Source organism: Nocardia sp. NPDC056100 (genome assembly GCF_042266325.1).
Lineage (GTDB): Bacteria > Actinomycetota > Actinomycetes > Mycobacteriales > Mycobacteriaceae > Nocardia.
This window is the reverse complement of sequence record NZ_JBHJVY010000003.1, coordinates 65,919-85,322: the sequence shown is the minus strand read 5'-3', so window position 1 is coordinate 85,322 and position 19,404 is coordinate 65,919. Positions and strand designations below refer to the sequence as shown.

The window sequence follows — 19,404 nt, the reverse complement described above, 5'->3', positions numbered from 1 at the left end:
TTTATGGCCTCACCGGTTTCCAGTGTGTACATCGCGTCGCCCGAGGGTGACACCGGCAAGTCGACGGTGGCGCTCGGCGTCCTGCAGGCGCTTGCCGCGACGACACCGCGAGTCGGAGTGTTCCGGCCGATCACCAGATCCGCGACCGAACGCGACTACATTCTCGAGCTGCTGCTCGAACATTCCACCGCCGATGACGATTACGACCAGTCCATCGGCGTCACCTACGAACAGGTGCACGCCGATCCGGACGCCGCGATCAGCGAGATCGTCATGCGCTATCACGCCATGGCCAAACAGTGCGATGCCGTGCTCATCCTGGGCAGCGATTACACCGATGTCGCGAGCCCGAGCGAACTGCGCTTCAATGCCCGCATCGCGGTGAATCTCGGTGCGCCCGTACTGCTGGTGGTGCGCGGTTCCGAGCGCACGCCCGCCGAACTGGGTCAGCTGGTGGAGCTGTGCCGCACCGAACTCGTTTCCGAGCACGCCAAATTGGTGGCGGTGATCGCCAATCGCTGCGATCCCGATCAGCTGGAGGCCGATACCGCCGCGCTGGCCAAGGCCGCCGCGGTGCCGTCCTGGACGCTGCCGGAGGTGCCGCTGTTGCAGGCGCCCACCATGGAGGAGCTGTGCCAGGCCATCGGCGGCGAAATCTACAGCGGTGACCCGGAATTGCTGCATCGCGAGGCCCTCGACGTGATCATCGGCGGTATGACCACCGAGCACATTCTGGAGCGGCTCACCGACGGCGTCGCGGTCATCACGCCCGGCGATCGCTCCGACGTGCTGCTGGCGCTGGTGAACGCCCATGAGGCGGAAGGCTTTCCGTCGCTGGCGGGCATCATCATGAACGGTGATATGCAGCCCGCGCCGTCCATCGCGCGCTTGATGGCGGGTCTGAAGCCGAAACTGCCCATCCTGTCCACGGATCTGGGCACCTTCGCCACCGCCAAGGCCGCGGCCCGCACCCGCGGCCGGGTATCGCTGTCCAGCATCCGCAAGGTGGATACCGCGCTGGCGCTCATGGAGGAGCGGGTGAACGCGCGAGAACTGTTGCAGCAGATCGAGATTCCCATCCCGAATATCGTGACGCCGCAGATGTTCGAGTATCAGCTCATCGAACGCGCCCGCAATGACCGCAAGCGCATCGTGCTGCCCGAGGGCGATGACGATCGCATTCTGCGCGCGGCGGGCCGGGTGCTGCAGCGCAAGATCGCCGACCTCACCATTCTCGGTGACGAGGCGGCCGTGCGCGGTCGCGCCGCCGAACTCGGCGTGGATATCGAGGCCGCCGAGGTGCTCGATCCGCGCACCTGTCCGCTGCGCGACGAATTCGCCGAGGAGTACGCGCGGCTGCGAGCGCACAAGGGCATGACGGTGGACCGCGCCCGCGAATACCTCGCCGATATCTCGTATTTCGGCACCATGATGGTGCATATGGGCGTCGCGGACGGCATGGTGTCCGGCGCCGCGCACACCACCGCGCACACCATTCGCCCGTCCTTCGAGATCATCAAGACCGAGCCGGGCGTCTCCACGGTGTCGAGTGTGTTCCTGATGTGCCTGGCCGATCGCGTGCTCGCGTACGGCGACTGCGCGGTGGTGCCGGATCCGACCTCGGATCAGCTTGCGGATATCGCTATTTCGTCGGCCCGCACCGCCGCCCAGTTCGGCATCGATCCGCGCGTGGCGATGCTGTCCTACTCGACGGGCGAATCCGGTTCCGGCGCTGATGTCGAAAAGGTGCGCACCGCAACCAAACTCGTGCACGAGCGCGCACCGCAACTGCTGGTGGAGGGCCCGATCCAGTACGACGCCGCCATCGAGCCGACGGTGGCGCGCACCAAACTGCCGGATTCGGCGGTGGCCGGGCAGGCGACGGTCTTCATCTTCCCGGACCTCAATACCGGTAACAACACCTATAAGGCGGTGCAGCGCAGCGCCGGTGCGGTGGCCATCGGCCCCGTACTCCAGGGTCTGCGCAAGCCGGTCAACGATCTGTCGCGCGGCGCGCTGGTCGCCGATATCGTCAATACCGTTGCCATCACCGCCATTCAGGCGCAGGGGGAGGCGAAGTGAAGGTCCTGGTCATCAATTCCGGGTCGTCGTCGATCAAATACCAGCTGCTGGACCCGGAATCGGCCGATGTGGTCGCGGCCGGGATGGTGCAGCGGATCGGCGAACCGGTCGCCGAGGGCTCGCCCAGCATCGAACACCAGAGTGACGGCAAGACTTTCGAGCATGACGGGGAAGTGCCCGATCATGCCGCGGGCTTGCGCCTGGTCTTCGACATCTTCGCCGAGAGCGGCCACGATCTGGCCGATGAGGGCCTGCGCGCGGTCGGGCATCGCGTGGTGCACGGCGGTGAGGTGTTCTACGAGCCGACCCTGATCACCGATGAGGTGGTCGAGGCCATCGCGAACCTGTCCTCCCTTGCGCCGCTGCACAATCCGGCCAATGTGGTGGGCATCGAGAGTGCGCGCGAATTGCTGCCGGATGTCCCGCAGGTGGCGGTGTTCGACACCGCCTTCTTCCACGGGCTGCCCGCCGCCGCCAAGACCTACGCCATCGACGCGAAGGTCGCCGCCGCGCACGGCGTGCGCCGGTACGGCTTCCACGGCACCTCGCACGAATACGTCTCCGGGCAGGTCGCCGAATTCCTCGGTAAAGACCCGTCCGAGCTGAATCAGATTGTGCTGCACCTGGGTAACGGCGCGTCCGCCTCCGCCATCCGCGGTGGGAAAGCGGTCGACACCACCATGGGCCTGACGCCGCTGGAGGGGCTGGTCATGGGAACCCGGTCCGGGGATCTGGATCCGGGGATCATCTTCCATCTGATTCGCACCGCGGATATGAATGTGGACGATGTGGATGCCCTGCTCAACCGGCAGTCCGGTATCAAGGGCCTGTCCGGGGTGAACGATTTCCGCGAACTCGGCCGCCTCATCGAGACCGGGGACGCCGCGGCCCAACTCGCGTTCGACGTCTACATTCATCGCCTGCGCCGCTATATCGGCGCGTACCTGGTGGAACTGGGCCGGGTGGACGCGATCACCTTCACCGCCGGCGTCGGTGAGAACGCCGCCGCGGTGCGCGCGGCCGCGCTGGCCGATCTGGGGCGTTTCAGCATCGAGGTGGATCCGGCCCGCAATACCGCCAAAGATCGCTCCGCCCGGTACATCTCACCGGCGGGCGCGGAGGTCGCGGTGCTGGTGGTGCCGACCAACGAGGAACTGGCCATCGCGCGCGCGGCCGCCCGCCTGGTGGGCTGACCAGCGCGGCAGCCGCTTTCCGAGCATCTTCACCAAAACATCACGATCGGTCTGCCAGAGTGCTACTCGGATCCGGTTCCCCCCGAGCGCGGATCCACCGGAACCCGTGCCGCCCAACGCACAACTGCGCTGGGTACTGACCCTCCCTCGCCAGTACCCGGATCCTCTCGGCTGCCTCCGAAGGTACGCAGTGCGGCACGGGGCCTTCCGGTCTTCCCGGAACCGGGCCGCTGTGTTCTCAGAACCAGGATTTGGCGCGCACCGCGTTGGCGAGATCCACCAGCGCGTACCGGTGGGTGCGCCCGGGCGCGAAGCGGGCCAGACCGCGCAGACCGGTTTCGATACCGCGCCGCAGATCCCGTTCGGTGAATGGTGCGCCGAATATCTTGGCATCACCCGTTTTCGGGGCATTCCCCGCCTGCAACCAGCCCAATGCGGTGCCGAGCACCAGAATGCGCAGTTGCGCGGTGCGGCTCTCGCCGGGCGGCAGCGCCTGCACGCGAGCGGCTGCCACGTGCAGCGTGCTTTCGTCGAGCTGTGCGACCGGCATGCTGGCCAGCAGCATGAGCACCGCCGTCATCCGGGCCTCGGAATAGTGCCGCGAGGCGGGCGGCACCTCGTCCAGGGCGTGCACGGCGGCGGTGGTATCCCCGGCGGCGGCGAGTTGCCGGGCCAGGCCGAACGCCGCGCTGACCACACCGCGATCGGTGCGCCAGACGGTGGCGTAGTAGTTCTCGGCGTAGGCGCGCCATTCCTCCGGATCGGGTGAATCCCAGTGTTGCAGAATGAGTTCCGCGGTGGCGGCGAGCGCGAGTTTCGGTGCTATCTCACCCGGGATGGCCTGGAGCACGGCATCGAAGCGGGCGAAGGCGCGTTCGTAATCCTGTTCCAGCAGTTCGATCATGCCCAGGTACCAGTCCGCGCGCCAATCCTGGGACGGTGGTTCCCCATTATCGGTGAGGCGGCGCAGCAGCATGCGGGCGGCGGCCGGTTCCTCCAGATCGAGATGGGCGCGCGCCTCGGCCAGGGTCACCTCGAGTTCGAAAGTCTCCGGTGCGCCGCCGGGTTCGGCCGCCGCGCGCTGGCGCGCGTGCCGCAGTTCGTCCAGCGCGTGCCGGGCCTCGGGGTGTGCGGCCCCGGCCAGCAGCGCCGCGGACGGGTCGGTCGGATCGACCAGCGGTACCGGCAGCGCGGCCACCACATCGCGGGGACGCAGCAGGGTGCCGCGTTCGACGCCGTCGATGAGTCCATCGGTCTGCGCCACCAATTCCGCGGTGCCGAAACTGGTGCGCGGCGGGCTGAAAAGCGTTGACAGCTGCGGATGTTCATTGCCGGTCTCGACCGCGAGGATTTCCCGCAGCACACCGGTGAGCTGACCGCTGAGCAGTCGCGCGGACCCGAAGCGTCGATCCGGATCCGGATCGGTGGCGCGCAGCAGCAGCCGGTGGAAGAACTGGTGCCGGGCCAGCACCGGCTGATCCTTCGCCGCCGGGATGCCCTCGACGTACGCGCCCTTCTCCATGGGCAGGTCGAGGGTGAGCACCGCCAGGGTGCGGCCGACCGTATAGATGTCCGAGGCGATGGTGGGCCCGGTCTGTGGAATCTCCGGCGCCTGGAATCCCCTGGTGCCGTACAGGTTTCCGTACGCTTCGAAGGGTGCGGTGGCGCCGAGGTCGATGAGTTCCACCCGGTCGGTGGTGACCATGATGTTGTCCGGCTTGAGATCGTTGTAGGCCAGGCCCACCGAATGCAGATAGTCCAGTGCCGGAAGGATTTCCAGCAGGTACGCGATGGCCTCGGTGACCGGCATGCGTTCGGGCCGGGTGTGCTGTTCGAGCAGATCGCGCAGCGAATGCCCGCCGACGTACTCCATCACGATGTAGCCGACGGGGGAGCCGTCCGAGCCCGGATGTTCCACGAAATTGTGGATTTTGACGATGCTCGGGTGCACCACCTCGGCCAGGAATTGCCGTTCGGCCACGGCGACCGCCTGCGCCTCGGCGTCACCGGCGTGCAGCAGGCCCTTGAGCACCACCCAGCGGTCGCTCACATTCCGGTCGATGGCCAGGTAGATCCAGCCGAGCCCGCCGTGCGCGATACAGCCCTGGATCTCGTACTGTCCCGCGACGCGATCCCCGGGTTGCAGCGACGGCCGGAAATCATAAGGCGCACCGCAGGTCTCGCACGTCCCGGCGGTGGCGGCCGGACGCGCCGCGGTGGCGCGCCCCACCGGTTTGCCGCAGCGCCAGCAGAATCGGCGGCCCTCCGCGACCATCGGATCGGCGAGCACCGCCTTCTCCGGATCAACCTGTTCCACCGCCGGAATCGGCACCAGTCCGGCCCCGAGCCGTCGCACCACGGGGCGCGTCCGCGCCATTCGCGCGGTGCGCTGTGAGGGCCGGGTGGGCGTGCGCCCGGTGCTCACCGCCGTGCCGGAGGCCGAATGCTGCTGGGTGGCAGCCGATTCGGCCTCCTCGTGCCGCGTGGTGGCCTGGGTGGGTTCGGCCACGCGCTCGGTGGCCTGGGTCGGGTCGGGCTCCTGTGGGGTGTGCATCAGTCGCGGTACCTCGGCGCGGGCGGAATGGCGGCGTCGCCGAGTTCGGTGGCCAGCCAGCGGTGGTAGAGGCGATTCCAGGTGCCGTCGGAGCGAATGCGTTCCAGGGTGCCGTTGACGAAGCGCACCAGATCGTCCGAGCCCTGGGATATTCCGATGCCGTACTGCTCGGTGCTGAGGTTCGGCCCGACCACCTCGATGGCCGGATCCTGGATGGCCAGTCCGGCCAGCAGCGTGTCATCGGTACTGATGGCGTCGACCTGTCGCTGCTGCAGCACCACCAGGCAGTCCGCCCAGCTCGGCACGGTCAGTATGGAGACCGCGGGCTGCTGGATGCGCACCAGATCCAGCGAGGTGGTGCCGCGCACCACGCACAATCGTTTGCCCGCCAGATCGGTGAGCCCGGAGACGCCGGAATTGCGCACCGTGAGCACCCGCTGATGGGCCTGCAGATACGAGGTGGAGAAGGTGACCCGTTGCCGCCGTTCGCAATTGATGGTCATGGTCTTCACCACGACATCGACGGTGTGCTCCTGGAGCGCGCGCTCGCGATCGGCGGATCCGAGAATGCGGTATTCGATGGCATCCGGATTCCCGAGCAGATCCCGCGCCAGTTCGTGTGCGATGTCCACATCGAATCCGGTGAGCGCCCCGCTGGTCGGATCCCGGAAGCTGAACAGATTGCTGCCCGGATCCAATCCGACCAGCAGTCGCCCGCGCGCTCGAATGGCGTCCACGCTCGGCCCGGCGGTGCTCGCCGGTCGCAGGCTCGCCGTTGGATCCCCACAGTTGTCCACCGATGGCGGCAGCGGCGTCTGCGTCTGTGCCGCAACGGCTCCCGAGGGCAGCGGCGGTTCCATATAGCTGGGCACATGGCTCGACGGTGCGGGCGCGGCTCCGTCCGCGCAGCCGCTCACGACCGCGAGCGCGGCCGCGATCACACCGATGGTTCGTAGCGCCGAGTGTCGGTTCATCGGTACTCCCGTAGTCGCGGCCACAGTCCCGCGGCGACCAATACGGCGGCGGCGGTGCTCAGCACCAGTGCGCCCGGGGCGAGTAGATCGAGGGTGCGGGCGGCGTGGGAGGTGTTGGCGCGCAATTCGTTCCGGGTATCGGTGATGCCGTTGCCGAGGGCGGTGTCGAGGGCGTCGACCTGGGCGGTGGCCTCGTTCGCGCCCGGTCCGGTGGCGACCGCGCCCGCGCCGATGAAGTCGCCCTTGGAGAGCGCGTCGTTCATGCGCTGATGCGCGGCCTTCCAGCGATCCAGCGCCGAGCTCGCGGTCTTCACCTCGGTCGCGCCGGGCGCGTGGCTGGAATATCCCGCCAGAATGGCCTGCAGTTTGCCTACGGCCTGGTCGAAGGTCTTGTCGTATTCGGCGCTGGTATCGCGCCGCACCAGCTTCAGCGTTTCGGCGGTGCGGGCCTGCTGGGCGAGAATGCGGCTCTCGGTGAGCGCCGCGGTGGGAATGCTGCCCGAATCGCGGGAGTCGGTGGTGTCGACGGCGGAGATGAATCCGGCGATGACCGTCCAGCCCAGCAGCACCACCATGGTCCCGGTGGCCAGCAGCAGTCCGGCATTGAGCACCCGATGCCAGCGCCGGAACAGGAACCACTGCGCCGCGACCAGCACCGCCACCGCCAGCAGCGGCGTCACGATGGCGGGCCACGGCGGGCGTACATGACTGCGCTGGGTGCTGGTGATGGCGGCGGCGCGATGCTCCTGCAATTCCTGCGCCATTGGCAGCACGGTGCCCTGCATGAGGTTAGACGCCTCGCTGAGGTAGGCCGCCCCGACCGGTAGTCCGCTGCGATTGTTGGCGCGCGCGGTCTCCACGATGCCGCAGTACACCGGCAGTCCGGTGGAGATGCCGGTGCGCAGATGCGTATCCCCGTCTCCGCCACTGCGATTGGACTGCGTCACCAGTTCGGCCGCGGCCTCGCCGACCGCCTGGTTGTAGCGGTCGCGCACGGTCTTGGGTTCGAGCCCGCCGGAGATGAACGCGGTGCCCGCCGAGGCGTCCGCCACCGACAGCGCGGTGTACAGCCGCTGCGCCGAATACGCGTCCGGCTCACTCTGATCCAAAAGCACATCGAGCGCGTGCTGCCGATTGTTCACCGCGCTCGCGGTGACCACGCCCGCCGCCAGGCACATGCCCAGCAGCACCAGTCCGACGGCGATCAATTTGGCCGGTGAGGACTGTGCGAACAGCCGCATCTCGGTGGTCGAGAGCCGTTCGCGCACGGCCGCCGCGGCCGCGCGGGGGGACAGCTCGTCCAGCCGCAACTGCTCGGTGCGAACCATGTTCACCTCCCACTGACCGAAACCGGACGATCGACTTGTAGCACTCGGATGAGCTTATTGTGGACGTACCTGTGCCGTGACGCGGGAACACCCGGATCTCTGTACGGCACGGGTCCGAGGATGGGATGCGAGCATGCGTGGTGACGGCGACGGCTGGGCGGAAAGCCCGGATGGCACCCGACAGTGGGGTCGATTCGGAGCTGCCGGACTGTTGCTGCGTGCCCCGCTGGCCGATGGCGGGTCGGCGGTGCTGCTGCAGCATCGCGCGGCCTGGAGTCATCAGGGCGGTACCTGGGCACTGCCCGGCGGCGCCCGCGACAGCCATGAGACGAGCGTGCACGCCGCCGTCCGCGAGGCCGAGGAGGAGGCGGGCATCACCGCCGGATCCATCCGGGTGCGGGCCTCGCGGGTGACCGCCACCGCCGCCAGTGGCTGGACGTACACCACGGTTATCGCGGACGCGGCCACCCGGCTGCGCACCGAGGCGAATCTGGAGAGCACCGAATTGGCGTGGGTGCCCGAGGCCGAAGTGGACGCCCGCCCGCTGCATCCGGGTTTCGAGGCCGCCTGGCCGCTGTTGCGCGCCACCCCGGCGCGGGTGAGCCTGGACGGATTGGACGATCCGGAAGCGGTGGCGGCCGCATTGCCACGCACCCTGGAACTACCCGATGCGGAGTTCCTCTGGTTGCGCACGGACGGCAATGGCAATGCCCGAGATGCCCGGATCGGCGCAGGCGCGGACATCGATGATCTGGCCGGAAATGTGTTGTACCTCACGCTGGCTCAGGTGTTGTCTTGAGGCGTGAGCGAGCGTGAGATTCCCACGTACTGCCGGATCTGCGAACCACTCTGTGGACTGATCGCCACCGTCGAGGACGGACGGCTGGTGCGACTGCGCGCCGATAAGTCGCATCCGCTGTCGAAGGGGAACGCGTGCCCGAAGGGGATCGCGTTCAGCGAGATACAGAATGATCCGGATCGGGTGCTGTATCCCTTGCGGCGCACCGGGAATGGGTTCGAGCGGGTCACCTGGGACCAGGCGCTGGACGATATCGGCGCGCGGTTGCGCACCATCATCGGCGCGCACGGGCGCGAGAGTCTCGGCTGGTATTTCGGCAATCCCTCCTCGTTCTCCTATTCACATACGTTGTGGCTGGTGGGTTTTCAGCTCGCGGCCGGATTGCGGCATGTCTATTCGGCGGGCTCGCAGGACATCAACAATCGGTTCGTTGCCAGCGAACTGCTGTACGGATCGCTGACCTCGGTACCGGTGCCGGATCTGGACCGCACCGATTTCCTGCTCATGCTGGGCGCGAATCCCGTTGTGTCGCACGGTAGTGCGATGAGTATGCCGCGTATTCGCGAGAAGCTCACGGCCATCACCAAACGCGGCGGGCGGGTGCTGGTGGTCGATCCGCGCCGCACCGAGACCGCGCAGCTGTTCGAACATGTGGGGGTGCGTCCCGACGGCGACGCCTGGTTGCTCGCGAGCCTGCTCCAGGTCATTTTCGCGGAAGGTCTGGAAGACGCGGACGCGATCCGCCGCCAATCGGCCGGTGCGCACGAATTGCGTGCTGCCGTAGCGCGATTCACCCCGGAAGTCACCGCGCCGGTGACCGGTTTGGAGCCCGATGCCGTGCGCGCCCTCGCGCGCGATCTGGCGCGCGCCGACTCCGCCGCCGTGTACGGCCGCACCGGCACCTGCCTGGGCCGCCACGCCACCCTGGTCGCATTCCTGATCGATGTGCTGGCGCTGGTCACCGGCAATCTGGACAGGCCCGGCGGTTCGGTGTTCGGCAGGGAACTGGTCGCCGTCTCCAAACTGAACGCGCAACTCGGCCTGATCAAATACGGCAAGAACCGTTCCCGCATAGGCGATTTCCCGGATGTGCTGGGCACCTTCCCCGCCGCCATCATGGCCAAGGAGATCACCACCCCCGGCCCCGGACAGCTCCGCGCCCTGTTCACCTCGGCGGGCAATCCGGTCTCCTCGGTGCCGAACGGCCGCGAACTGGCCGCCGCCATGACGCAGCTCGACCTGCACGTCTCCATCGATCTGTACGTCAACGAGACCAACCGCACCGCCGACTACATCCTCCCCGCCACCACCTTCCTGGAACGCGATGACATCCCGCTGCCGTTCACCGCGCTCGCACCCACCCCGTACACGCAGTACACCGAGCGGGTGCTGGAACCGTACGGCGAGGCCCGCGAGGAATGGCGGATCATCGACGCCATCGCGACCCGAATCGGCGTGCAGCCCTTCGTCATCGGCCCCAAGGCCGCCGGTGGCCTGCTCAGCCGCCTGCGCGGCCTCCCCGGCGGTCGCGCGGCCCACCCCACCCCGCGCCTGCTGGTCGATCTGGCCGTCCGCACTGGCCCTTACGGCGACCTCTTCGGCCTGCGTCGCGGCGGTCTCAGCTTGAAAATGCTCCGCCGCCACCCGCACGGCTTGGTCCTCGCGGATTCCATCACGACCGGTGTCCTGCGAGAAGTGGTGCAGCACAAGGACAACCGAGTCCACCTGGCCCCCGCCGAAATCCTCGCCGAACTCCGCGACCTGACCGCCGCCCCCGCCGACCCGTCCTACCCCCTCCGCGTGATCGGAATGCGCGAACTCAAATCCCACAACTCCTGGATGCACAATTCCGAACTCCTCATGCGCGGCGACCGCACCCAAGCCGCCCGCATCAACCCCAAAGACGCAGCCGTAGCGGGCATCTCGGACGGCTCCCGCTGCCGCGTAACCTCCCCCCACGGCTCCATAGAGGTAACCGCCCACCTCACCGAAGACATGATCGAAGGCGCGGTGGCCATCCCGCACGGCTGGGGCCACAACGGCGGCTGGCATCGAGCCAACGCCGCCGGCGGAGCCAACCCCAACCACCTCATGTCCACCGATCCCGCCGACGTCGAACGCCTGGCGGGCATGTCCCACCTCAACGGCGTCCCGATCCGCCTGGATCCGGTGCCGCTGAGCTGAGGCTCAGTTGGCGAGGTTGTCCAGCACCTGCTGCTTGAGCGCACGGGCCGCCGATTCCGGATCGCGTGCTGCGGTAATGGCCCGCACCACCACGATTCGGGTCGCGCCCGCCGCCAGCACCTCCGGCAGGCGCTGATCGTCGATGCCGCCGATGGCGAACCAGGGCCGCGCGGTATGCGATTCGGCGGTGGAGCGCACCAGCTCCAACCCCGACGCCTGACGACCAGGCTTGGTGGGCGTGGCGTACACGGGCCCGGTGCAGAAGTAATCGATGTGCTCGTCGATGGCGGCGAGCCCCGCCTGCGCCCGGTTATTGGTGGAGCGGCCGATCACCACATCCGGCCCGAGGATCTTGCGCGCGTACCAGGGCGGCAGATCCCCCTGCCCCAAATGCAGCACATCGATGCCCGCCGCCAGTCCGATATCGGCGCGGTCGTTGCAGGCCACGAGTGCCCCGTGCCTGCGCGCGGCGGCCTTCAATTCGGCAAGCGCACCCAGTTCGGCTTTGGCCTCGAGCGGCCCGAACTCCTTCTCCCCGGGCGACCCCTTATCCCGCAACTGGATGATGTCGACGCCCCCGGCCAGGGCCGCATCGGCGAAGGCGGCCAGGTCGCCGGTATCCCGGCGGGCATCCGTGCACAGGTACAGGCGTGCGCTGGCCAGGCGTTCGCGCGGTGTGGCGGGCCGGTTCGGGTGGGAGGGCTGCACGTCCCCGACGCTAGTCGCGCTACCGTGGTGAGGCGAAACGAACGGTGTGACCTGCGTGCGGGGCCACTGCTCGTTGCCTTCGAAGACACCGGCCCCGCCATGCCGAACTTCTGATTCGCGGCCCGCCGGGGCTTCGAGGGCCGCGGACCGCGCCGCCGGAGGCGGCGCAATCGAACACAGTTAGGTGGATGTAGTGCGGACTCTGGCCGTCGTGGGCGGCGGTGTGATCGGGCTTTCGGTGGCATGGCGTGCCGCCGAGGCGGGGTGGGCGGTCACGCTGTTCGATCCGGCGAGTGGGTCGGGGGCCTCGTGGGTGGCGGGTGGGATGCTCGCGCCGCTGTCGGAGGGGTGGCCGGGGGAGGAGGCCGCGCTCGCGTTCGGGGCCGCTTCGCTGGCGCGGTGGCCTGAGTTCGCGGCTCGCCTGCAAGCCCACGCGACCACCGAGCTCTTCACCGCGACGCGCACGCTGACGGTCGCTCTCGACACCGCCGACGCGGCCGACTTGCGCACTATCGCTGATTGGGTGAATGCCCAGCCCTTGCCCACGTTGGATAGCGCGGGTGCACTGTCCACGACCGCACGACCCGGCGATATCCCGGAGATGTCCGCGCGGGGAGACGGGGCCGGTGGCGAGCATCTGCGGCTGTTGGATCGCGGTGGCGTTCGGGCACTCGAGCCCGGTCTGGCCCGGACCGTGCGTGCCGGATTGCTCGCGAATTCCGAACCCGCCGTTGACAATCGCGCGCTGGTGAACGCGCTGCGGTCCGCCTGCGTGGCGGGCGGCGTTGAATTTCGCGCGGAGAAGGTGAACTCGCTCGCGGATCTGTCGCATGATCGGGTCGTGCTCGCGGCCGGGGCGGCTGCCGCCGAATTGTGGCCGGGGCTGCCGGTTCGCCCGGTGAAGGGCGAGATTCTGCGGTTGCGGCGGCGGCCCAGTGCACCGACGCCGCCGGAGAGTGTGATTCGCGCTCGCGTGCACGGGCGGCCCATTTATCTGGTGCCGCGCAGTGACGGAATCGTGCTGGGCGCAACGCAATACGAGCAGGGGTTCGATACGGCTGTCACCGTGGCGGGCGTGCGGGATCTCATCACCGATGCCGAGGCGATCCTGCCGGGTATCGGGGAGTACGAGTTCGCCGAGGCCATCGCGGGTTCGCGGCCGGGATCGCCGGATAATCTGCCGCTCATCGGCTATCTCGATGAGCGCGTGATCGCGGCGACGGGGCACGGCCGCAATGGAATTCTCGATACCCCCGTCACGGTTGACGCAGTGTTGTCCCTGCTCGCCGATGCTCAGCTCCCCGAGGCGCGATCCGCCGATCCGGGACGCTTCCGCACTTCCGCCCCCATCTCTTCAGGAGGAGTCCGATGACCGCAGTTCCGGTCGGTATCACCGTCAATGGTGAGGACCACGAATTCGCCGAGGCCCCGACGGTGCGCCAGGTGCTGGAGCAGTTGAATCTGCCGTGTCAGGGTGTGGCGGTGGCGGTGGACGGCGCGCTGTTCCCGAAGTCGCGCTGGGATGAGCAGGTCGGGCGCGGCTGGGAGCTCGAGGTGCTGACGGCGGTGCAGGGTGGCTAGCGGCATCGATCCGCTGGTGATCGCGGGTCGCAGTTTCGGTTCGCGGCTCATCATGGGCACCGGCGGCGCGGAGAATCTCGCGGTGCTGGAGGAGGCCCTGATCGCCTCGGGCACCGAACTGACCACGGTCGCCATGCGCCGCGTGGACGCCGCGGGCGGCACCGGCGTGCTGGATCTGCTCAAGCGCCTGGAGATCGCCCCGCTGCCCAATACCGCGGGTTGCCGCACCGCCGCCGAGGCCGTGCTCACCGCGCGCCTGGGCCGTGAGGCGCTCGAAACCGATTGGGTGAAGCTGGAAGTCATCGCGGACGAGCGCACCCTGCTCCCGGATGCCATCGAATTGGTCGATGCCGCAGAGCAATTGGTGGACGACGGTTTCACCGTGCTGCCGTACACCACCGACGACCCGGTGCTCGCGCGCCGTCTCGAGGATGCGGGCTGCGCCGCCGTCATGCCCCTGGGCTCGCCGATCGGCACCGGCCTGGGCATCGGCAATCCGCACAATATCGAGATGATCGTGGCCGCCGCGGGCGTCCCGGTCATCCTGGACGCGGGTATCGGCACCGCCAGCGATGCCGCCCTGGCGATGGAACTCGGCTGTGCCGCAGTCCTGCTCGCCACCGCGGTCACCCGCGCCCGCAAACCCGCCCTCATGGCGACGGCCATGGCGAATGCCGTCCAGGCCGGTTGGCTGGCGCGCGAGGCGGGCCGCATCCCGAAACGTTTCTGGGCACAAGCCTCTTCGCCCGCGCTCTGACCCGGCGTCCGAAGGTTTCGGCGCGCCGCCGAGTCCGGATTGTCCGGGGGGAAGTCCCCTGGAAGGGGGTAGAGCAGGTCATCCTCGAGGTTGAGGGGACGCGCGACCTCTGGTCGATAGTGCGGGACCGGATCTTCGGGAAGACTGGTCCCCATGATCGAACTGAGGGGCCTGACCAAACACTACGGGCAGACCGTCGCGGTGTCGGATCTGTCGTTCACGGTTCGTCCGGGGTTGGTGACCGGCTTTCTCGGCCCGAATGGGGCGGGTAAGTCGACCACCATGCGGATGATTCTGGGGTTGGACGAACCGACGTCCGGTACCGCGCTCATCGACGGTAAGCCGTATCGCGATTTGAAGCGTCCGCTGACCGAGGTCGGCGCGCTGCTCGATGCCAAGTGGGTACATCCGAATCGTTCGGCGCGCGCACATCTGCGCTGGTTGGCGGCGTCCAATGACATTCCGGCGGCACGCGTGGAGGAGGTGCTGCGCCTGGTCGGCCTCGCGGAGGTGGCCAATAAGAACGCGGGCGGTTTCTCGCTCGGCATGTCGCAGCGGCTCGGCCTGGCGGGTGCGCTGCTGGGTGATCCGAAGGTGCTGCTGTTCGACGAACCGGTGAACGGCCTGGATCCCGAGGGCATTCTGTGGATTCGCCGTTTCATGCAGCGGCTGGCGTCGGAGGGCCGCACGGTGCTGGTCTCCAGCCATCTGCTGTCCGAAATGGCGCAGACCGCAGAGCATCTCATCGTGATCGGCCGCGGCCAGCTGATGGCCGACACCACCACAAAGGATTTCATCGAGAAGGCGTCGGAACAGTCTGTGCGCGTGCGCAGTCCGCAGCTGGATCAATTGCGCGGCCTGCTCACCTCCAATGGCATGACGGTGCGTGAGGCGGGCGCGGACAATGACGGCCCGGCCCTGGTGATCGCGGGCGTCACCTCGGACGCGGTCGGAAAACTGGCCGGCTCCAATGACATAACGCTCTTCGAGCTGTCACCGCAGCGCGCGTCGCTGGAGGAGGCGTTCATGCGGATGACCGGCAGTGCGGTGGAGTACCACGGCGAAGGCTTCGACCAGGTGATGGGAGGTGCGCTCTGATGGGCGTACTCGCGGCGGAACGAATCAAACTCACCTCGACCCGGTCTCCGTGGTGGTGCTCGGCGATCATCGTGGCGCTGGGTCTGGGCTTCGCGGCCCTGGTGGCGGCGGTGAATCGCTCGCCCAAGGCCGATACCCCGCCCCTGCACGTGACCACTGTCGTGGGTGGCGTGAGCGGCTTCGGCGTACTGGTGCTGATGATCTTGGCGGCGCTCGCGATAACCAGCGAGTATCGGTTCGGCACCATTCGCAGCACATTTCTAGCAACCCCTGCGCGGGATAAGGTGCTGATCACCAAAGCACTGTTGATCGGCGCCTTCGGCGCGGTCCTGATCGGCGTGCTGACCCTGCTCTCCTTCCTGCTGGCAAAGGCGATCAGCGGTTCGGAGGGCGGCGCGGCCCTGGTGCTGTCCAATGCCGATAACGCCCGCGCCATTTACGGCGTCCCGATCTACGCCTTCCTGTCCGTGGTGCTGGCCATCGGCGTCGGCGTGCTGGTCCGGCAGAGCGCCGCGGCGATCTCGCTGATCATCCTGTGGCCGACGGTGCTGGAAACCCTGCTCAGCGCGTTCGGCAGCTTCGGCCGGAATGTGGGCGCGTTCATGCCTTTCGCGAACGCCGGTCACTTCTATTCGGCGGGTGCGGACGCGGCCGGTTCCAACTGGCATTGGGGCCCGTGGGGCAGCCTGCTGTACTTCGCCGTGTTCGTCGGAATCGTTTTCGGAGCCGCGCTGTTCGTAGTCAATAAGCGCGACGCATAGACCCTGCCCGGGGATGCCGCCGGCCACTGCCCGGTTCGGCGGCGAATATCGGCCCGATACGGAGAAATCCGTATCGGGCCGATGTCGTTTCCGGTGGTCGGGGGACTCTCGCTCCGGGTGTGCCGGGAAACACTGTATGAATACCGTCGAATCGGGTCGCAAGTGTCTGGCGGACCCCTCCGGAGCTGAGTAGCATCGGCCCAGCAACCAAAACACTCGTACATCGGCGGGCCCAATGATGTGGCCGCTCGGACCGATCGGAAGGTGTCAGGTGGCAGTCATTAATCCATCCGGAGATCAAGCGCTGAGATACGCTCTGGGCGTGAGCGAACGACCCTCCGACGGCGGCGAGCGCGCATCCGACGCCCCCCGCTCGGAAGGACTGGGAACCGATCGCAAGCGGTCGCGGGAGGCGAATGGATCCCGTGCTCGTGAGTCGCGCGCACCCCGCATCGACCCCGACGTGGTGATTCCGCTGGTCCCGACCGAATCGGTCGATGATTCCCTCGACGACACCGATGCCGCGAACGGCCGCCGCCGTTTCCCGAGCGGGCAGCTTTCGGCGCTGGTCAATGCCGCGAATCAGCGCGGTGATCTGATCGGCCTGGTCCGCAAGGCCCGCGAAAACCTGCCCGGTGACCCGGCTTTCGGTGATCCGCTCTCGGTTTCCGGTCCGGGCGGTGCTCGTGCCGTCGCCCGCGCCGCGGACAAACTGGTCGGCGATTCACCCAGTGCCGCACGCGAATTGGGCCTGGGCGCGTTGCAGGTCTGGCAGGCCATGCTGGAGCGCGTCGGCAAGGGCCGCGGCACCCAGGAGATCACCATCATGTTCACCGATCTGGTGGCCTTCTCCAGTTGGTCGCTGGCCGCCGGTGACGAACAGACCCTGGAACTGTTGCGCCGGGTGGCCAAGGCCATCGAGCCGCCGATCGCCGATCGCGGCGGTCAGGTCATCAAGCGCATGGGTGACGGTCTGATGGCGGTGTTCCCGTCCGCGGATCGCGCGGTGCGAGCCGCGGTGGCGGCCAAGGAGAATCTCACCAATGTGAATGTCAACGGCTATCGCCCGCAGATGCGCATGGGCCTGCATACGGGCACCCCGCGCGAGATCGGCGGCGATTGGCTGGGCGTGGATGTCACGATCGCCGCGCGGGTGATGGCGGCGGGCGGTAACGGCAACACCATGATGTCGGCGGTGACGCTGGAGTCCCTGAAGCCCGAGACGCTCGAGGAGCTCGGTTTCGGGGTCCGGCCGTATCGGCGCAGCTTTTTCGCGGCCCCGCTCAGCGGTGTGCCGGAGGATCTGCGCATCTTCCGCCTGGAGGCGGAGTAGTAGGCGGTATCTAGAGGAGATAGAGCACTGCGCCCGCTGTCGCCAGCACTCCGGCCACGCCGAGTGCGATCGCGAGCGGGCGTGCGGTCTTCCAGGTCGAGTAGGCCCCGCCGTAGAGGAATCCGGCCAGGGCTAGCAGCGCGATCATGGCGACGTCTTCGGACACCGCAATAGTGTGCCTGGCGGGGTTCGGGCCGGTCTCGGGGGCTCCGGCCGAAGCTCTCAGCCAATTAACAAGCACGCAGGCTTGATTTTTTTCTGGGGCGATGTGACCCTGTAACCGACCGCAGCGATGGCGCTGCGCCATGCGGGTGCACAGGGAGGCCCAGTAATGAGTCAGCTCGGCGACGATCCGGACCTCATTCGGATCGGCAACTGCTCCGGCTTCTACGGGGACCGGATGAGCGCCATGCGCGAGATGCTCGAGGGCGGGCAGCTCGATGTGCTCACCGGCGATTATCTGGCCGAACTCACCATGCTGATCCTGGGCCGGGATCGCATGAAGGACGCCAATCTCGGCTACGCCAAAACCTTTGTGCGACAGCTGGAGAGCAATCTCGGACTGGCCCTGGACAAGGGCGTGAAGATCGTCGTCAACGCGGGTGGATTGAATCCGGCCGGACTGGCCCAGCGGGTCGGCGAGGTGGCCGAAAAGCTCGGTCTCGCACCGAAGGTCGCGTATGTGACCGGTGACGATCTGCTGCCGCGTGCGAGCGAACTCGGCCTCGGCGCGCCGCTGACCGCCAATGCCTATCTGGGCGCGTGGGGTATCGCCGAAAGCCTGAACGCGGGCGCGGACATCGTGGTGACCGGTCGCGTCACCGACGCCGCCCTGGTGGTCGGCCCGGCCGCCGCGCATTTCGGCTGGGGCCGAACCGATTACGACGCGCTGGCGGGCGCGGTGGTGGCGGGGCACGTCATCGAATGCAGCACCCAGGCCACCGGCGGCAATTTCGCCTTCTTCACCGAGATCGCGGATCTGAACCGCCCGGGCTTCCCGCTCGCCGAGGTGCGCCGCGACGGCAGCAGTGTCATCACCAAGCATGACGGCACCGGCGGCGCGGTCACCGTGGACACCGTCGAAGCCCAGCTCATGTACGAGATCCAGAGCGAGCGCTACGCCGGACCGGACGTGACCACGCGCCTGGACACCATCGAACTCTCCCAGGACGGCCCGGATCGGGTGCTCATCAGCGGTGTGAAGGGTGAAGCGCCGCCGCCGCGCACCAAGGTCTCGCTGAACACCATCGGCGGTTTCCGCAATGAGATGGAGTTCATCGTCACCGGCCTGGATATCGAGGCCAAAGCCGAACTGGCGCAACGACAGCTGGAAGCCTGGCTGCCGGTGCGGCCCGCCGAACTGGACTGGACCCTGGCCCGCCTGGACCGGCCGGACGCCGAGACCGAGGAGCAGGCCAGCGCACTGCTGCGCTGTGTGGTGCGCGATCCGGACCCGAACAAGGTGGGGCGCGGATTCTCCAGCGTGGCAGTGGAATTGGCCCTGGCCAGCTATGCGGGCTTCTCGCTGACGGCCCCGCCCGGAAACGGCGGCCCGTACGGCGTGTTCACGCCGGGCTATGTGGATGCGAAGGAAGTTCCGCATATCGCGGTGCTGCCCGATGGCGGCACGGTGGATATCGCACCGGCGGGGGAGACCCTGGAACTGGCCGAGGTGCCCGAACCCGCACTGCCGCAGCCGCTTCCGCGGGGTGAGACCAAGCGCGTCCCGCTCGGCACCATCGCGCTGGCGCGCAGTGGCGATAAGGGCGGCAATGCCAATATCGGCGTCTGGGTGCGCACCGATGAGCAGTGGCGCTGGCTGGTGCACGCGCTCACCGTGGACGAACTGCGCCTGCTGCTGCCGGAAACCGCGAAACTGCCGGTCACCCGGCACGTGCTGCCGAATCTGCGCGCGATCAACTTCATTGTCGAGGGTCTGCTCGGGGAGGGCGTGGCCTATCAGGCGCGTTTCGATCCGCAGGCCAAGGGGCTCGGGGAATGGCTTCGGGCTCGGCACATCGAAATTCCTGTGGAGCTGCTGCCATGAGCACT

At 67.8% G+C, this 19,404-nt stretch carries 16 protein-coding genes; 11 read left to right on the top strand and 5 right to left on the bottom strand.

The genetic code is table 11. The annotated features are described in order from the left end of the window. Positions 1-3: 3 nt before the first annotated feature. The gene (pta, locus tag ACFC0O_RS22595; RefSeq protein ID WP_375960927.1) at positions 4-2,082 is read left to right on the top strand and encodes a phosphate acetyltransferase; all 2,079 of its coding nucleotides are present in this window, start codon (positions 4-6) and stop codon (positions 2,080-2,082) included. Further along, on the top strand, positions 2,079-3,275 hold the full coding sequence (locus ACFC0O_RS22590; protein ID WP_375960925.1) for an acetate kinase: 1,197 nt from the start codon (positions 2,079-2,081) through the stop codon (positions 3,273-3,275). The genes pta and ACFC0O_RS22590 overlap by 4 nt, the downstream gene beginning before the upstream one ends. Before the next feature lie 238 nt (positions 3,276-3,513). On the opposite strand, the gene ACFC0O_RS22585 is transcribed toward ACFC0O_RS22590, so the two are convergent. From ACFC0O_RS22585 to ACFC0O_RS22575, 3 genes are read right to left on the bottom strand one after another with little or no spacing between them, the layout of a single operon-like run. Further along, positions 3,514-5,829 carry a tetratricopeptide repeat protein gene (locus ACFC0O_RS22585; RefSeq protein ID WP_375960923.1) on the bottom strand — a complete coding sequence of 772 codons (2,316 nt, stop codon included), beginning with the start codon at positions 5,827-5,829 and terminating at the stop codon, positions 3,514-3,516. Next, on the bottom strand, positions 5,829-6,803 hold the full coding sequence (locus tag ACFC0O_RS22580) for a glutamate ABC transporter substrate-binding protein (RefSeq protein ID WP_375960921.1): 975 nt from the start codon (positions 6,801-6,803) through the stop codon (positions 5,829-5,831). The genes ACFC0O_RS22585 and ACFC0O_RS22580 overlap by 1 nt, the downstream gene beginning before the upstream one ends. Further along, positions 6,800-8,131 carry a hypothetical protein gene (locus ACFC0O_RS22575; RefSeq protein ID WP_375960919.1) on the bottom strand — a complete coding sequence of 444 codons (1,332 nt, stop codon included), beginning with the start codon at positions 8,129-8,131 and terminating at the stop codon, positions 6,800-6,802. The genes ACFC0O_RS22580 and ACFC0O_RS22575 overlap by 4 nt, the downstream gene beginning before the upstream one ends. Before the next feature lie 133 nt (positions 8,132-8,264). On the opposite strand from ACFC0O_RS22575, the gene ACFC0O_RS22570 reads away from it, so the two are divergent. Then, positions 8,265-8,930 (top strand): NUDIX domain-containing protein, encoded by a 666-nt coding sequence (locus ACFC0O_RS22570; RefSeq protein ID WP_375960917.1) that lies wholly within the window; start codon positions 8,265-8,267, stop codon positions 8,928-8,930. 3 nt (positions 8,931-8,933) lie between these two features. Next, the gene (locus tag ACFC0O_RS22565) at positions 8,934-11,114 is read left to right on the top strand and encodes a molybdopterin-dependent oxidoreductase (protein WP_375960915.1); all 2,181 of its coding nucleotides are present in this window, start codon (positions 8,934-8,936) and stop codon (positions 11,112-11,114) included. Positions 11,115-11,117: 3 nt separating this feature from the next. On the opposite strand, the gene thiE is transcribed toward ACFC0O_RS22565, so the two are convergent. Beyond that, on the bottom strand, positions 11,118-11,822 hold the full coding sequence (gene thiE, locus ACFC0O_RS22560) for a thiamine phosphate synthase (RefSeq protein WP_375960913.1): 705 nt from the start codon (positions 11,820-11,822) through the stop codon (positions 11,118-11,120). Between the two features lie 193 nt (positions 11,823-12,015). Between thiE and ACFC0O_RS22555 the strand changes: the two genes are divergently transcribed. The 6 genes from ACFC0O_RS22555 to ACFC0O_RS22530 all read left to right on the top strand — a co-directional run bounded on the left by ACFC0O_RS22555 (position 12,016) and on the right by ACFC0O_RS22530 (position 17,352). Then, positions 12,016-13,194: an FAD-dependent oxidoreductase gene (locus ACFC0O_RS22555; RefSeq protein WP_375960911.1), complete on the top strand. Its 1,179-nt coding sequence runs from the start codon at positions 12,016-12,018 to the stop codon at positions 13,192-13,194. Next, positions 13,191-13,403: a sulfur carrier protein ThiS gene (thiS, locus tag ACFC0O_RS22550; protein ID WP_364649737.1), complete on the top strand. Its 213-nt coding sequence runs from the start codon at positions 13,191-13,193 to the stop codon at positions 13,401-13,403. The genes ACFC0O_RS22555 and thiS overlap by 4 nt, the downstream gene beginning before the upstream one ends. A gap of 4 nt (positions 13,404-13,407) precedes the next feature. Further along, positions 13,408-14,160 carry a thiazole synthase gene (locus tag ACFC0O_RS22545; RefSeq protein ID WP_375963724.1) on the top strand — a complete coding sequence of 251 codons (753 nt, stop codon included), beginning with the start codon at positions 13,408-13,410 and terminating at the stop codon, positions 14,158-14,160. Between the two features lie 153 nt (positions 14,161-14,313). Continuing rightward, positions 14,314-15,258 (top strand): ABC transporter ATP-binding protein, encoded by a 945-nt coding sequence (locus ACFC0O_RS22540; protein ID WP_375960909.1) that lies wholly within the window; start codon positions 14,314-14,316, stop codon positions 15,256-15,258. Next, positions 15,258-16,019, top strand: coding sequence for an ABC transporter permease (locus ACFC0O_RS22535; protein ID WP_375960907.1), 762 nt, complete (start codon positions 15,258-15,260; stop codon positions 16,017-16,019). The genes ACFC0O_RS22540 and ACFC0O_RS22535 overlap by 1 nt, the downstream gene beginning before the upstream one ends. Before the next feature lie 565 nt (positions 16,020-16,584). Then, positions 16,585-17,352 carry an adenylate/guanylate cyclase domain-containing protein gene (locus ACFC0O_RS22530; RefSeq protein ID WP_364649848.1) on the top strand — a complete coding sequence of 256 codons (768 nt, stop codon included), beginning with the start codon at positions 16,585-16,587 and terminating at the stop codon, positions 17,350-17,352. A gap of 10 nt (positions 17,353-17,362) precedes the next feature. Here ACFC0O_RS22530 and ACFC0O_RS22525 read toward each other — a convergent pair whose 3' ends face one another. Then, the gene (locus tag ACFC0O_RS22525) at positions 17,363-17,518 is read right to left on the bottom strand and encodes a hypothetical protein (RefSeq protein ID WP_375960905.1); all 156 of its coding nucleotides are present in this window, start codon (positions 17,516-17,518) and stop codon (positions 17,363-17,365) included. A gap of 165 nt (positions 17,519-17,683) precedes the next feature. On the opposite strand from ACFC0O_RS22525, the gene ACFC0O_RS22520 reads away from it, so the two are divergent. Then, entirely contained in the window at positions 17,684-19,399 is a 1,716-nt protein-coding gene (locus ACFC0O_RS22520) for an acyclic terpene utilization AtuA family protein (protein ID WP_375960903.1), read from the top strand. Positions 19,400-19,404: the final 5 nt, after the last annotated feature.